General features: G+C 64.7%; 9 protein-coding genes. 5 read left to right on the plus strand and 4 right to left on the minus strand.

The genetic code is table 11. The features are described 5' to 3' along the window. Positions 1–50: 50 nt before the first annotated feature. Positions 51–695, minus strand: coding sequence for a hypothetical protein (locus ASE71_RS20285; protein ID WP_060515953.1), 645 nt, complete (start codon positions 693–695; stop codon positions 51–53). Between the two features lie 345 nt (positions 696–1,040). Here ASE71_RS20285 and ASE71_RS20295 point away from each other — a divergent pair, with 345 nt between their 5' ends. After that, the gene (locus ASE71_RS20295) at positions 1,041–1,355 is read left to right on the plus strand and encodes an EthD family reductase (protein ID WP_034792570.1); all 315 of its coding nucleotides are present in this window, start codon (positions 1,041–1,043) and stop codon (positions 1,353–1,355) included. A gap of 151 nt (positions 1,356–1,506) precedes the next feature. Here ASE71_RS20295 and ASE71_RS20300 read toward each other — a convergent pair whose 3' ends face one another. Next, on the minus strand, positions 1,507–2,328 hold the full coding sequence (locus ASE71_RS20300) for a cyclase family protein (protein ID WP_060515955.1): 822 nt from the start codon (positions 2,326–2,328) through the stop codon (positions 1,507–1,509). Between the two features lie 317 nt (positions 2,329–2,645). Between ASE71_RS20300 and ASE71_RS20305 the strand changes: the two genes are divergently transcribed. Both ASE71_RS20305 and ASE71_RS20310 read left to right on the plus strand, forming a co-directional pair. Continuing rightward, complete coding sequence (locus ASE71_RS20305) at positions 2,646–3,827, plus strand: efflux RND transporter periplasmic adaptor subunit (RefSeq protein WP_034792575.1); 1,182 nt, start codon at positions 2,646–2,648, stop codon at positions 3,825–3,827. 59 nt (positions 3,828–3,886) lie between these two features. Then, complete coding sequence (locus ASE71_RS20310) at positions 3,887–6,997, plus strand: efflux RND transporter permease subunit (protein ID WP_060516170.1); 3,111 nt, start codon at positions 3,887–3,889, stop codon at positions 6,995–6,997. 27 nt (positions 6,998–7,024) lie between these two features. Here the strand turns inward: ASE71_RS20310 and ASE71_RS20315 are convergent, their stop codons facing one another. Together ASE71_RS20315 and ASE71_RS35820 are read right to left on the minus strand one after the other, a co-directional pair. Then, a complete protein-coding gene (locus tag ASE71_RS20315; RefSeq protein WP_034792578.1) occupies positions 7,025–7,456 on the minus strand; it encodes a DUF1772 domain-containing protein in 432 nt (143 codons plus the stop codon). 191 nt (positions 7,457–7,647) lie between these two features. Then, positions 7,648–7,908 carry a hypothetical protein gene (locus tag ASE71_RS35820; protein WP_060515956.1) on the minus strand — a complete coding sequence of 87 codons (261 nt, stop codon included), beginning with the start codon at positions 7,906–7,908 and terminating at the stop codon, positions 7,648–7,650. A gap of 315 nt (positions 7,909–8,223) precedes the next feature. On the opposite strand from ASE71_RS35820, the gene ASE71_RS20320 reads away from it, so the two are divergent. Together ASE71_RS20320 and ASE71_RS20325 are read left to right on the plus strand one after the other, a co-directional pair. Continuing rightward, the gene (locus tag ASE71_RS20320) at positions 8,224–9,630 is read left to right on the plus strand and encodes an FAD-binding oxidoreductase (RefSeq protein ID WP_060515957.1); all 1,407 of its coding nucleotides are present in this window, start codon (positions 8,224–8,226) and stop codon (positions 9,628–9,630) included. 254 nt (positions 9,631–9,884) lie between these two features. Continuing rightward, a complete protein-coding gene (locus tag ASE71_RS20325) occupies positions 9,885–13,601 on the plus strand; it encodes an AsmA-like C-terminal region-containing protein (protein WP_060516171.1) in 3,717 nt (1,238 codons plus the stop codon). Positions 13,602–13,959: the final 358 nt, after the last annotated feature.

Consider the following 13,959-nt stretch of genomic DNA (forward strand, 5'->3'; position numbering starts at 1 on the left):
GTCGCGGCGATTGCCAGCGCTGCGTTTTGGGGAAGCCGTCGCCGATGCGTTCAGTTGGGGATTTCGCTGCAGGGCTGATTGTTCGTGCCGAAGGGCCCGGTCGTAAACAGCACGCCCTTGCTCGAGCCCTGATAGGCGTTGCCGTTCTGCGTGACGATGAAGACCCTGCGGCCGCAAAAGCCCGTCGGCTGCGCGGCAACCACGCGCGTCTGGCCACTGGCGTCAGTGACGGTCTTGGGGTTGCAGGCGCCATAGGGCGTGTCGGCCATGCGAACGGTTGCCGTCGAGCTGCGGCTGAGCGGCGCGGAACTGCCGGGTGGGTACGTCCCCGAAGCCGTGCCTGCAGCGGCCACGGTCGATTGCGTGATCTGAAAATCTGCCGTGCTGTCGTCGTAGCGGCACCGCTTGATGGCCCAGATCCAGACGGCAATGTCGCGCACACCGCTTTCGGGGTCCTCGGCCGAAGCTGCAATCGTCAGGGGCGCCAGATCGGGAACACTTCGGCGGCGGTTGCAGCAGCTGCTGTCGTTGAAGACCGGGTCGGGATTGCCATGGTCATCCAGGATGCCGGTGATTTCGAGTTTCGTGGTCGGGCCGGTCTTGTCGTCCGCCTGGACAGTCACGGTCTGACACCCCGCAAGAAGCAGGCCCATGGAGACGAGTGCGAATGTCAGGCAAAATGCATGCGGCCCCATGACGACCCCCGCCATTGTCCGTACCGCTGCCCAAGATACTCCCGAAGACTTTTGCCCGCAAACAAGCGCCTTCCTTTGCCGCGCTCGATCAACCCCGCGGCATCGTTGCCGCCCACAAACGATGCCCGTCCGTCAGCACCTTCCTCTGTCGCTATCGCAACCTCGTCGAACGCTTCGTCAGCACTCAGGCACTTCCGTGCCGTCGTCACCGGCTTCGACAAGCACAGCGAAAACGACCTTGCTCTCGTCAAACTCGCTTCAGCCAAAACCTGGTTGTGCTCTACAGGTCGGTGACCTAGAAGAAGCTTCGAACGCTCGGAGCGGCGTTCAGGCAGGAGCCCGACCATGATCAAGATGAGCGTCTACTATCCGGCCGATGGCGGCTCGAAGTTCGATCACGACTACTACCGCACCCGCCACATGCCACTGATCCAGGAACGGCTCGGCGATGCCTGCCTGCGCTACGAGATCGATAAGGGCCTTGCGGGTCGCGAGCCTGGAAGCGCGCCGGGGTTCGTCGCGGCGTGCCACGTCTACTCGCCGAGCCTCGAGACATTCCAGGAGGCGTTAGGTCCCCACCGCGCCGAGATTGCCGCGGACGTCGCCAACTATACGGACATCGCGCCCATCGTGCAGATCAGCGAAGTCGTTGGAGGGTAGGGTGCTTTGGCGCACCATGACCCATGGTGGCGCAGCCGGTGCAGAACCGGTTGACGGTCGGGGACATGTGGTTGCCGTCGAAGCGTAAACGACCTTGCTCTCGTCAGTCTAGCTTCAGCCAAAACCTGGTCGTGCTTTATAGGTCGGTGACCTAGGCCAGCGCGAAGACGCGGGCCGGGCCGCCGGTGCCGCCGCGGTGCTTCGGCGCGCCGAGGATGAGAGTTGCGCCCTTGACCGGCAGCTTGTCGAGATTGGCTGCTGCCTCCAGCCCCCAGCGACCCTCCGGCAGCCAGGCATAATGCGTGGCGAAATCGGGCGAGGGGCCATGGTCGAGCGACAGCGTATCGACGGCGATACCAGCCGCCTTGCTTTCCTCGATCAGATATTTGGCCGCCTCGACGTGGAAGCCGGGGAAATGCAGCTTGCCGCCGCCATCGGCATTGCGGAACTTGTCCGTGCCCAGATGCGCGCCCCAGCCCGACAGCATGGCGACGCAGGCGTTTTCCGGGATCTCGCCATTGGCGGCGACCCAGGCCTTGAGGTCTTCGGGCGTCACCTGTGCATCGGCATCGGCCTCAGCCTTCTTTCTGATATCGACAATCACCAGCGGCACCACCAGCTTGTCGACGGGCAGTTCGGCGACCGAGAGGCCATCGGCGGAAAAGTGCAGGGGCGCGTCGACATGGGTGCCGGTGTGTTCGTTCACCCGGAGCTCGAACATGTTGAACTTGTCTTTTGCGTAGTTGAACTTCTCCTCGCGGAAGAACTGCTGCTGGCCGAAGAAGGTCGGGAAATCTTCGTGCAACTCGTGGGTCAGGTCGGTGACGCTTGAATGCCCCTGCGCCAGCGCCGGCGGGGCCGCGCCCACGCTTGCGGCGGCAAGACCCGCGGTTCCGACCGCGGCGGCCTTGAAGAAGCTGCGGCGCGAGAGCATGCGCTCTTTCACCGTTTCCATAACACAGGCATCGCACATCGACTTCTCTCCCCCAAGAGGCCTGAAGACAGGCGCAAAGCCGGCCGAAACACGCTGCCGGCGGTTGCAGGATAGCGCAGTGTCGGCGGCTGTAAACGGTAATTCTCTAGTGAATTTCTGGACAAAGCTGCGAGGCGTCGAGCGAAGCCCCCGTGCGTCATCATCCCGCCAACAAATTCGCTTTTATTACAATTGCGTAATGATGGTATTCTGTCGTTGCCCCGACACGCGCGAACAGGGATACTCCGCGCACAATCGGAACGAACCGCCGGCCGCGCCGCGCTGGGGCGTGTTTTATGTTTAATTCGGAGACTTGAATGCGGGTTTGGAAACAGCTTGCGGTGAGCGCCGCTGTGCTTCTCGTGGGCGCAGCCGTCTGGGTGCGTTTTGTGCCTGGTGCTGGTGAAACGCTGGCGGCGATTGGTGTTTCGCATCCGCTGATTGATGCCTTGTCCAAGCCGGGCGCCGGTGGCGGCGAGGGCGGCGAACGCGGCAATGGCCGCGGGCAGGGCGGCAACAACGCCATTCTCGTCATGGTCCGGCCTTCGGGCACGTCTGTTGTCAACGACCGGCTGAACGCGATCGGCAACGGCGAGGCGATCCATTCCGTCACCGTGACGCCGACGGCAACCGGCAACCTCACCGAAATCCTCGTGCGCTCCGGCGAAAAGGTGTCGCAGGGTCAGGTCATTGCCAAGCTCGACAGCGACGACCAGAAGATTGCTGCCGACCAGGCGAGGCTGACACGTGACAGCGCACGCGAAAAGGTCGAGCGCTACCGCAACCTGAGCACCGCCCGCGCGGTAACAGCCGTGGACGTGCGCGACGCCGAAATCGCCATGCAGACCGCCGAACTGGCGCTGAAGACCGCAGAGCTCGACCTCAAGCGCCGCGACATCGTGGCGCCATCGAAGGGCGTCGTCGGCATCATCACCGTCAATGTCGGCGACTACGTCACGACCACGACGCCGATTGCCGTCGTCGACGACCGCTCGGAAATCCTCGTCGATTTCTGGGTGCCCGAGCGCTTCGCCAACAAGATCTTCGTCGGCCAGCCGGTCACGGCCTTCGCCATCGCCCAGCCGGGCAACCAGCTCGACGGTGCGATCCACGCGATCGACAACCGCCTCGATCAGGCGAGCCGGACGCTGCGCGTGCGCGCACGGCTTGAAAACCCCGACGACAAGCTGAGGGCGGGCATGTCCTTCTCGGTCACCGTGGCCTTTGACGGCGACACTTATCCGACGGTCGATCCGCTGGCGATCCAGTGGAGTTCGGAAGGCTCCTATATCTGGCGCGTCTCCAGCGACAAGAGCGAGAAGGTGCCGGTGAAGATCATTCAGCGCAACCCGGACAAGGTGCTGGTGGACGCCGCACTGTCGCAAGGCGACGAGATCGTCACCGAAGGCGTGCAGCGCCTGCGCGACGGCGGCGCCGTGCGCATCGCCGGCCGCGAGAACAAGCAGGAACCGCAGAAGGTTGCGGAGGAAACCAAGTGAGCGGCGGCGACAGTCAGGCAAGCGGCCATGGTGCCGGCCAAGGCAGCGCCGGCGGCCAGATGTCGGCCCGCGAACGCGGCAAGACCGGCTTTACCGCACTCTTCATCCGCCGGCCGATCTTCGCGCTGGTGGTCAATACGCTGATCGTCGTTGCCGGCCTTGCGGCCTGGAACGGCATCGAGATCCGCGAACTGCCGCAGGTCGACCAGCCGGTCATCTCGGTGACGACAACGCTCGATGGCGCCGCACCCGAGACCATGGACCGCGAGGTGACCTCGGTGGTCGAAGGGGCCGTGTCGCGCGTGCAGGGCATCCGCGACATTTCCTCGACCTCGTCCTTCGGCCGCAGCCGCGTGACGCTGCAGTTCTCCGACACGACCGATATCGGCCAGGCTTCCAACGACATTCGCGACGCGCTCGGCCGGGTGCGCAACCAGCTTCCCGACAATGTCGACGAGCCGAGCATCGTGAAAGCCGATGCTGACAGCCAGCCGATCATGCGGCTGGCGCTGACCTCCGATACGATGTCGATGGAAGACATGACGCTGCTCGTCGAAAACGAGATCAGCGACCGGCTCGCCGCCGTTGAAGGCGTGGCCGACGTTGCCGTCTATGGCGACCAGGAGAAGATCTTCCGCATCGACCTCGACCAGGCGAAGCTCGCCGGGCGCGGCGTGACGGTCGCAAACCTGCGCACTGCGCTTGCCAATGCCTCCTATGACGTGCCAGCCGGCAAGCTGACGAGCGCCAGCCAGGACATCTCGGTACGCGCCACCGCCGACCTGCAGACGCCGGAGCAGTTCGAAAACCTGATCCTCGTCAACAATGTGCGCCTGCGCGATGTGGCGACCGTTACGCTCGGTCCCGACACCGGCACGACGGCGCTGCGCTCCAACGGCCGCCAGGGCATCGGCCTTGGCATCGTGCGCCAGGCGCAGTCCAACACCGTCGATATCTCCGAGGGCGTGCGCAAGGTCGTCGAGACGATCCAGACGCAGATCCTGCCCGAGGGTACGCAGCTCCGCATTACCAGCGATGACGCCGTCTTCATCAACGGTGCTATCCACGAGGTGGAAATCGCGCTGATCGTCGCGGTCTTCATTGTGACGCTGGTCATCTACATGTTCCTGCTCGACTGGCGGGCGACGCTGATCCCGACGATCTCGATGCCGATCGCGCTGATCGGCACGGTGGCGGCGATCTATCTCGCGGGCTTCTCGATCAACATCCTGACGCTGCTCGCGATCGTGCTTGCGACCGGGCTTGTCGTCGACGACGCCATCGTGGTGCTCGAAAACATCGTGCGACGGCGCGCCGAGGGGCTCGGCCCACGCGCGGCGGCCGTTCACGGCACGCTCGAAGTGTTCTTCGCGGTGCTGGCGACGACCGCGACGCTTGCCGCCGTCTTCGTGCCGCTCTCGTTCCTTCCGGGCCAGACCGGCGGTCTCTTCCGCGAGTTCGGCTTCGTGCTTGCCTTCGCGATCCTCCTGTCCTCCTTCGTGTCGCTGACGCTTTGCCCGATGCTCGCCTCGCGCATGCTGACGAAGGATACGCATACGGTGCCGGGGCCGATGGCGCGGTTCGGTGCGCGGGCGGCCGGGTTCTACCGGGTGACGCTGCGCGCCTGCCTCAACTCGCCGCTGATCGTCTTCGTCGTCGCGGGCTTCTTCACCGCCATGGGGGCTGCCGGCTTCCTGACGCTGAAATCGGAGCTGACGCCGACGGAAGACCGCTCGCAGATCATGATGCGCATCAACGCGCCGCAGGGCGTTTCGCTCGAATACGCCCAGGCCCAGATGCGCCGCATCGAGGACGGTTTGCAGCCGTTGGTGAAATCCGGCGAGATCGACAACATCTTCTCGATCTCCGGACAGGGCGGTTCGGTCAACAGCGGCTTCATGGTGCTGACGCTCGCTCCCTGGGACAAGCGTGACCGCACCCAGCAGGAGATCGTCACCGACATCAACAAGGTGACCGGGCGCATTCCTTCGGTTCGCGTCTTTGCGATGCAGCCGAACAGCCTGGGCATTCGCGGCGCCGGCAGCGGCCTGCAGGTGGCGCTCGTCGGCAACGACTACAACAAGCTCGGTGATGCGGCGGCAAAGCTGGTGCGCCAGATGGAAGACACCGGCCGCTTCGAAAACGTCCGCCTCAACTACGAGGCCAACCAGGCGCAGCTTTCGATCACCATCGACCGCGAGCGCGCCTCCGACATGGGCGTCGATATCGGCGGCCTTGCCTGGGCGCTGCAGGCCATGCTCGACGGCAACAGCGTCGTCGACGTCTATGTCGACGGCGAGTCCTATCCGGTGAAGCTTCTGTCCTCGACCAACCCGGTCAACGATCCGACCGATCTGCAGAACATTTTCCTCAAGGCCGGTGACGGCAAGATCGTGCCGATGTCGACGATCGCCAGCGTCGAGGAGATGGCGGTGGCGCCGCAGCTGTCGCGGGAATCGCAGCTTCGCGCCGTTTCGCTTTCGGCCGGCCTCAAGTCCGATCTGGCGCTCGGCGAGGCACTGACCATGGTCGAGCAGATGGCAGAGCCGCTTCTGCCGCCGGGCTCGCGGATCATGCCGCTTGCCGAAGCCGCAACGCTCAACGAAAACGCCAACGGCCTCTTCGTCACCTTCGGCTTCGCGCTCGTCATCATCTTCCTGGTGCTGGCGGCCCAGTTCGAAAGCTTCGTCAGCGGCCTGATTATCATGTCGACGGTGCCGCTGGGGCTTGCCTGCGCGGTCTTTGCGATGATCATGACTGGCAACACGCTGAACATCTACAGCCAGATCGGCCTCGTGATGCTTGTCGGCATCATGGCGAAGAACGGCATCCTGATCGTCGAATTCGCCAACCAGCTGCGCGACCGCGGCCAGGACGTGCGCTCGGCGATCGAGAATGCCGCCAACATCCGCCTGCGCCCTGTCATGATGACGATGATCGCCACCATCGTCGGCGCGGTGCCGCTGGTGCTTGCCAGCGGCGCGGGCGCCGAGGCGCGCATCGCGCTGGGCTGGGTGCTCGTCGGCGGTCTTGGTCTTGCGGTGATCGTCACCCTCTACCTGACGCCGGTCGCCTATCTGGTGATCGCGCGCTTCACCAAGCCGCATGCGGACGAGGAGCGCAAGCTGCACGAGGAAATGGACGCGGCGGCAGCGCTGGAGGTGCGCTAGCCGGAGCGGCCGTCGCGCGACGGCTTATTATTCGAGCCCGGCGGCAACGAGAAAGATCGCTGCCGCCAGCCCGCCGAGCGCGCTGCGCCCGGCGTGAAGCCTGCCCCAGAGACCGAGGAGATCTCGGCTTTCCGGGCCGGCGTCGTCCGGCCGGACTGCCTCCAGCTGGCGGTTGACCGGCATCACGAAGAGCAGCGTATAGGGCCAGTTCAGGATGATGATCGCGGCCCCCAGCCCCCACAGCACATGGCCGGTCTGTCCCCAGGCACCGGCGCCGAACAGGCCCGAGACGAGCGCGAGCGTCGCCTGCATCTCGAAGCCGCGCCGATAGGACGGCACCCACTGCACGAGTGCGGCGCGATCATCGAGATGCAGCCGTGCGGGCTGTTCTGCCCAGGTGATGTAGATGGCGGCGCCGAAGAAAACCGACGCGGTGAGCAAAGCGGTTAGACCCAGCATTTGCCTCTCCTTCCTTCACGCCTCCATCATAATCCAAGGCTCACGAAACGGCAGGTGTTTTCTGCCGTTTCGCTCTCATACGTAGCAGTACCGGAGTTCGGTCGGTCTGAGGCGTGACTTTTGCCAGCAGCAAATGTGGTGCGACGCGGCTTGCCCGTTTGCAAGGCCCTCTGTCTACCGGCCCGCCCGCCCTACGTGCCGTCACGCCGCACGGCCAGCGCCGTCGCGCAGAGCACGACCTCCACCTCTTCTTCGAGTTCGAGGCAGATCTGCCGGTACTCGTCAGCGAGATCCGGGCGGCCGCCGCCCAACACGAGTGCGTCCCGCATGTTGACCGCGAGTTCATAACTGCAGAACAGCTCAATCATGCAATCTGACGATGCCGACGCGATGCTGCCTCTCAGGTGCGGCAACCGCATCATCAGTCGCTTTCTGCCGATCTCTCCAAGCACGTCACACGTCCTTCCGCTCGGCTTTTATACGCAAGGACTTCCCGAACGGATCACCGCGCGGCGCGGTGTGGAGATGACATTTCGGCAAACGGGGACATATCGTGTCGGCTTTTCAGCGTTGGTGTTTTCCACGCTGTCATACAGTCTTGTGACACTCCGGTCTCACGTCAGGCGTTTTCCTGCGCTACTGTGACCGGGAAGTGCGCGAGCGTCTGGACAAAGTGATTCCGATTTGCACAGTAGCGCCTTGAAATGACTGCGCTTCCCGAACATCGAAAAGGCAGCGTGGCGAATGCAAGAGGAAGGGCGTTTTCCGTGGCATTGAAGGCGATCAGGGCTGGCGCGAGAAACGAGGCGGGGATTGCGGCGGCGAAGGCGGACCTTTCCGCCCGCTTCGGCGACCGGTTCCAGACGGGCGAGGCGATCCGCGCCCAGCATGCTCACACCACCACCTATATTCCGGCACAGCTTCCCGACGGCGTGCTGTTTGCCGAAGGCGCCGGGGACGTGCGCGAGATCGTCCAGATCGCCGCGCGACACAAGGTGCCGCTGATCCCGTTCGGCACCGGCTCCTCGCTCGAAGGGCATATCAACGCCCCCCATGGCGGCATCTCGGTCGATCTCTCGCGTATGAACAAGGTGCTCGAGGTCAATGCCGAGGACCTCGACTGCCGCGTCGAGCCGGGCATCACCCGCGAGGAGCTCAACACCTACCTGCGCGACACCGGCCTGTTCTTCCCGATCGATCCCGGCGCCAACGCCTCGATCGGCGGCATGGCCTCGACGCGGGCGTCGGGCACCAATGCGGTGCGCTACGGCACGATGAAAGACAATGTGCTGGCGCTGACGGTGGTGACCGCTGACGGGCGCGAGATCCGCACGGCGCATCGGGCGCGCAAGTCCTCTGCCGGCTACGACCTGACGCGGCTTTTCGTTGGCGCCGAAGGCACGCTCGGCATCATCACCTCGATCACGCTCAGGCTGCAGGGTATTCCGGAGGTCATTTCCGGCGGCGTCTGCCCGTTCCCGACGATCGAGGACGCCTGCAATGCGGTGATCCTCACCATCCAGTCGGGCATTCCGGTCGCGCGCATCGAACTGCTCGATGCGCTGCAGATGAAGGCCTGCAACGGCTATTCCGGCCTTTCCTATCAGGAGACGCCGACGCTCTTCGTCGAATTCCACGGCAGCCCCGAGAGTGTCGAATTACAGGCGCGCCAGTTTGGCGAGATCGCTTCGGAGTTCGGCGCCAGCGACTTCCTCTGGACCACCAATCCGGAGGAACGGGCGCGGCTCTGGAAGGCGCGGCACAATGCCTATTGGGCGCAAAAAAGCCTGATCCCGGGCGCGGCGATCCTGTCGACCGATGTCTGCGTCCCGATCTCGCGGCTGGCGGAATGCGTGGCGGCAACGCAGGAAGATAGCGCCGCCCACGGGCTGACGGCGCCGATCGTCGGCCATGCCGGCGACGGAAACTTTCATGTCGGCTTGCTGTTTGACGACAAGGATCCGGCTGACGTTGTGCGCGCCGAGGCCTTTGTCGAGCGGCTGAACGCGCGGGCGCTGGCCATGGACGGCACCTGCACCGGCGAGCACGGCATCGGCCAGGGCAAGATGCCGTTCCTTGAGGCCGAACTCGGCGACGCGCTCGATCTGATGCGCCAGATCAAGCGCTCGCTTGATCCGGACAATATCTTCAACCCGGGCAAGATTTTCGCTTGAGGTGAGACGCGCGACGGGCCGTTTTTTGGGACAATGCGCCGGCGACAAAGTGTGATACTGCATAATTCTCAAAGTCGGAATCGACCCCTAGGGAATTATGCGGCAAATCAAGGATGCTACGGCGCCATCAGCGGCGCTGCAGCCGGGCGCCGGTTTCTGGCGCTTAAATCGATTTGCGGCGCGGATGCGCCGATGAACGGAATGGGAATATAGGCACGGTGCTTTCGCGAATTCTTCTTGCCGTCGGCGGACTTGTGGTCGTTGCGCTCTTTGCGGCGCTGATCGCCCCGTGGTTCATCGACTGGACGGGTTTCCGCAAGGAGTTCGAGCGCGAGGCAAGCCGCATCATGGGCAAGCCCGTCGTCGTGCATGGCAGCGTCGATGCGCGGCTGATCCCATTCCCAACCGTGACGCTCAACGACGTGCGCGTCGGCGCCGCCGAGGACGGCGACCCGCTGATCCAGGTGGCGCAGTTCTCGATGAGCGCCGAGCTTGCGCCGTTCCTGAGCGGCGAGGCATTGATCTTCGACATGAAGCTCGATCGTCCGCGGGCCAAGGTGCGCCTGTTGCCCGACGGTACGCTCGACTGGGCGAGGGGCCGCCGGGCCTCGATCCCGGCCAAGACCGTCGTGCTTGAAAATGTCGAGATCACCAATGGCCAGGTCGAATTCGTCGACGAACAGACCGGCCGCACCCGCCGCGTGAGCGGCCTTGCCGCAGACATTTCGGCCCGCACGCTCGCCGGGCCCTGGAAGGTTGAGGGGCGCGCCGCGCTCGATGGCGAAGCCGGCAGTTTCTCCTTTACCAGCAACGAAGTGGACGAGGCGGGTACGCTCAGCCTGAAGGCGCGGGTAACGCCCGACAAGCGTCCCTTCGGCGTCGAGACCGACGGTTCGCTGCGCATCGTCGATTTCAGGCCGGTCTATAGCGGCCGCTTCACGCTGACGGAGAACCGCCCGCAGGCCGAGACGAAGGATGCGGATGGGCGGGCGCCGCTGCGCATCAACGGCAACTTCCAGCTGACCAACGAGAGCATCCGCGTCCCGGAATATCGCTTCGAAATCGGCCCGTCGGATGATCCCTATGTGGTCACCGGCGAGGCAACGCTCGATACCGGCAAGGACCAGAAGTTCCTGCTGATCGCCGACGGCCAGCAGATCGACGTCAGCCGCATCGGCCCGAGCCGCAACAACAAGACCGGCCGCGATCCGGCGATCTCGATGCGCCAGCGGCTCGAAGCCATGCTGGCGATCGCCGCCGAAATTCCCATCCCGCAGGTGCCCGGCCGCGCCAGCCTGAAGCTGCCGGCGATCGTCGTCGGCGATACGACGGTCCGCGACGTGCGGATCGACGTACAGCCCGATGGCGCCGGCTGGGTGATCGACAATGTCGTGGCGCTGCTGCCGGGGCGCACGCAGCTCGAAGCCAAGGGGCGGCTGAACCTCAAGGGACAGCGCACCTTCCGCGGCGACCTTCTGCTGGCCTCCAACCAGCCTTCCGGCCTTGCCAACTGGCTGGCGGGCTCGGTCGATCCGGCGATCCGCAAGCTGAGGACCGCCGGCTTTTCCGCCAAGGTGAACCTCACCGATACATTGCAGCAGTTCGAGAACCTCGAAGTGGCGGCCGACGAGGCGAGCCTCAAGGGGCGACTGGAGCGACAGTCCTTCGCCGACCAGCAACCGAACCTCTCGCTGCAGCTGAAAGGTAACCGCATCGACTTCGAAGCCTTGCAGGCGCTGACCGGGCTGGTGGCTGGCGACGCTTCCACCGACACCTTGCTGCAGCATGCGATTGCAGCCGATCTTTCGGCTGACGAGTTTTCCGCCTTCGGCGAGCAAGCGCAGGACGTGCAGGCGGTGCTGACACTGAAGAACGGCCAGCTCCAGGCCGAACGCGTGGCAATCGGCTCGCTCGCCGGCGCACAGCTCGCCTTTTCCGGTCGGGCCAGCGGCGACCTCGAAAAGCCCGTCGTCTCGGCCAAGATGAAGCTTGCCGCCAAGAACCTGACGCCGTTCCTGGAAATGATTGGCCGCCACGCGGTCAATCATCCAGCGCTCCGGCAGTTGATCAAGGCCGGTCCCTATTACAGCGACACGGCCTTCGACGTGACGCTGACGGCCGGCAACAAGGAAGGCAACGCGCCCGCGACCTTCGGCATCTTCGGGACCGCGAACGGTACCAAGATCGCCGCCAGCTACCAGGCGCCCGACATGGCGCAGGCGCTGACCGGCAAGGCCATGCTTTTGGAAGCGACGCTCGAAAATCCCGAGACGCGGCTCCTGCTCGGCCAAACGGGTTTCGATCCCTTGCCCTTCGATGCGGATGCCAACGGCATTCTCTCCGTCAAGCTGCAAAGCACCGACGGACCGACGGCGAACGGCACGGTGACCTTTACGACCGAGAAGACGTCGCTCGCCGCCAAGGGCAGCGTCGATCTTTCCCGCGATCATTTCCTCGAAGGTCAGGCGAAGGTGACGCTGCAGACCCAGGACCTGGAGCCCTATCTTCTGCTCCAGGGCGTGGCCTTGCCGCAGATGGGCAGCGGCCTGCCGCTGACCGTCTCTGCCGATATCGCGACGACGCCCGAAACAATTGCGCTGACCACTGTCGAGGGCAAGGCCGACCACAACGGCTTTACCGGCAATCTGACGATCGACCGCAAGACCCCGGGGGCGGCCAGCGGCCAGCTGACGCTCGACACGCTCGATCTCGCCTGGCTCGGCGAGGGCGTCCTCGGACCGATCGAGGATACGAACGGGGCCTTCTCAAAGGGGGCTCTGGCGCAGCCTGCCTGGACCGGGCTCAACGTGGCACTGGACGTGCAGGCGCAGAAATTCTGGCCGGGCGTCTATGGCGCAGTCACGAGCTTTGCCGGCAAGATGGAATGGAAGGGCGACGAGATTGCGCTGACCGATGCGGCCGGCGACTGGCTGGGCGGCAAGCTCGCCGGGCGGGTGCAGATCGGCAATGCCAATGGCTCGGGCTTCCTGCGCTCGCGCCTGGACGTCAAGGGCGGCGACCTTGCCCAGGCGGGCTGGGCTCATGCGGGCACGCCGGTCGCGACCGGGACTTTCGATCTTTCGGTAGCACTTGAGGCATCGGGTGCGACGCCCGAGGCGATGGCGCATTCGGCAAGCGGTTCGGGTACCACAACCTTCAACGGCATGACGCTCGCCGGCATCAACAGCGCAGCTCTGCCGCAGCTGATCGCGGCAGCCGATGCGCTGAAGACGCAGATCTCGGCGGACGCGATCAGGAGTGCGGCGGAGGCGACGATCTTCTCGGGTCAATCGCTGGTCGGCGTCGTCAAGGCACCCTTCAGCATCGCCGGCGGGGTGCTCCGGGCGCAGAACGTGACGGCTGGCGACGGCAATGCCGCGATGACCGGCGAAGCTTCGCTGGACCTTGCGGCGGGCCGGATCGACGCCGGCATCGATCTGACCTTCCGGCCGGGTGACGAGGCGCTTGCCGGTGCCGAGCCGCGTGTGCGCATCGGCTATGCCGGCCTGCTGGAAGCACCGGGCGTCGATCTCAACGTTGCCGATCTCGCGAACTTCCTGTCGCTTCGCGCCTTCGAGCGCGAGCGCCGGCGGGTCGAGATCCTGCAGGCGAACGTGCTGGAGAAGCAGCGTCTGCGCCGCGAACTTGCGCTTTACAAGGCGCGGGCGGAGGCAAGAGAACTGGAGCGCAAACGCGCCGTTGCCGAGGAACGCCGGCGCGCAGCCGGCGCTGCCGAGGCCGCCCGCCTCAAGGCGGAAGCAGACGCGCGAGCAGAGGCCGAACGCAAGGCCGAAGCGGAGCGACAGGCGGAAGCCGCGCGTCGGGCGGCAGAGGCAGCGCGCAGCGCCGGACAGGGCCAGCCGATCCCGCAGACGGGACCGACCCCCCAGACCGTACCGGACGGTGCCACCGGCACCCCTCCCGGACAGAGGCTCAACTTCGACGTCCTGCCCGACGTTACCGTACAGTAGCCGGCGACTATGCCGGAGCACGACGCTCCCTGGCTTTCGGGGCCGGAGATGCGCTTCCAATTTCGCATCCGGCCATGATCCCATCCTTGGCTTGTGTGCCCTGAAGAGCGTCGCGATCTTTCAGCTTCGCTCTCTGCGCTTTTGATTTTTCGCATGTCGTTATCCCAAGACCACTGCGCGCTTTTGCGCGACATGCTCTGGCTTCAGATTTCGAACATGCCTTTATCGGGCGGGCATTCTCTTGGTTTCCGGCGCATCGTGGCGCGCGAACGGGATCGGCAGAGTTTTAACGAATTCTGAAGCACATCCTCCACTATTGATCGCTAAATTAGCAATTTGCGTTGGATGGGGCAGGGGG

The sequence above is a fragment of the Ensifer sp. Root954 genome (genome assembly GCF_001429005.1).
Classification (GTDB): domain Bacteria; phylum Pseudomonadota; class Alphaproteobacteria; order Rhizobiales; family Rhizobiaceae; genus Ensifer; species Ensifer adhaerens.